This is a genomic window from Vibrio sp. 1874 (assembly GCF_033344395.1).
Lineage (GTDB): Bacteria > Pseudomonadota > Gammaproteobacteria > Enterobacterales > Vibrionaceae > Vibrio > Vibrio alginolyticus.
The window spans coordinates 1-1,091 of the sequence record NZ_JAWPOR010000161.1; the positions used below are offsets into that span (position 1 = coordinate 1).

1 protein-coding gene is annotated in these 1,091 nt (G+C 47.6%); it reads right to left on the reverse strand.

Annotated elements, in window-relative coordinates; genetic code table 11:
• Window positions 1–206 precede the first annotated feature (206 nt).
• On the reverse strand, window positions 207–1,091 hold an 885-nt coding region (tsaD, locus tag R8N46_RS25320; RefSeq protein ID WP_318189791.1), incomplete at its 5' end, for a tRNA (adenosine(37)-N6)-threonylcarbamoyltransferase complex transferase subunit TsaD.

A 1,091-nucleotide genomic window follows, 5' to 3' on the forward strand; every position in this document is an offset into this window, starting at 1 on the left:
CTTTGTCTAGGTAAGCAAGTTGCTGACCTTCAGTTTGAAGCTTCGTCATTGTTATATCCATTTATTATTCTTCCGCGCCATCCTATCACTGAACACAAAGAAAACTGCTCACATCAGTCTGGAAATCTCGCGCCTTTTTCTTGGGAAAATAAACCACAAAAACAAAGGCCTCTATAAATAGAGGTCAGTCAATATACAAGGTTTGATTACGCGATTGGCGTTAGCTGGTCAATTGGCCAGCGCGGACGCGCTTCCACCGACATATCTGCGACTTCACCGTTCTTCAAACGTTGCATACCTGCATACGCAATCATTGCACCGTTGTCAGTACAGAACTCGGTACGTGGGTAATACACTTCACCACCGATTTTCTTCGCAAGCTTCTCAAGCTCTGCACGCAAGCGGCGGTTCGCACTTACACCACCAGCAATAACGATGCGCTTCATACCGGTTTGCTCTAATGCACGCTTACATTTAATTGCCAACGTTGCACACACGGCTTCTTCAAAAGCGTACGCAATATCAGCACGAGTCTGCTCGTCATCGCCATTCGCTGCAATCGTGTTTGCCGTGAAGGTTTTCAAACCCGAGAAACTCATATCCAAACCCGGCACATTGGTCATTGGTCGTGGGAACTTAAAGCGACCCGGAGTACCTTTCTCTGCTAGCTTAGATAACAGAGGACCGCCTGGGTAATCTAGCCCCATCAGCTTAGCCGTCTTATCAAATGCTTCACCGGCTGCATCATCAATGGATTCGCCTAGAATCTTGTATTCACCAATGCCTTTTACTTCCACCATCATCGAGTGACCGCCAGAAACCAACACCGCCACAAATGGGAATGGTGGTGGGTTATCTTCTAGCATTGGCGCGAGCAAATGACCTTCCATGTGATGAACAGGAACAGCAGGCACACCCCATGCGTAAGCAATACTACGACCAATGGTTGCACCCACTAGCAAAGCACCAACCAAACCAGGACCGGCCGTGTAAGCCACGCCGTCGATGTCTTTTGAAGTTAAGTTCGCTTCTTTTAGTGCCTCTTTAATAAGAGGAATGGTTTTCTTTACATGGTCACGTGTAGCCAACTC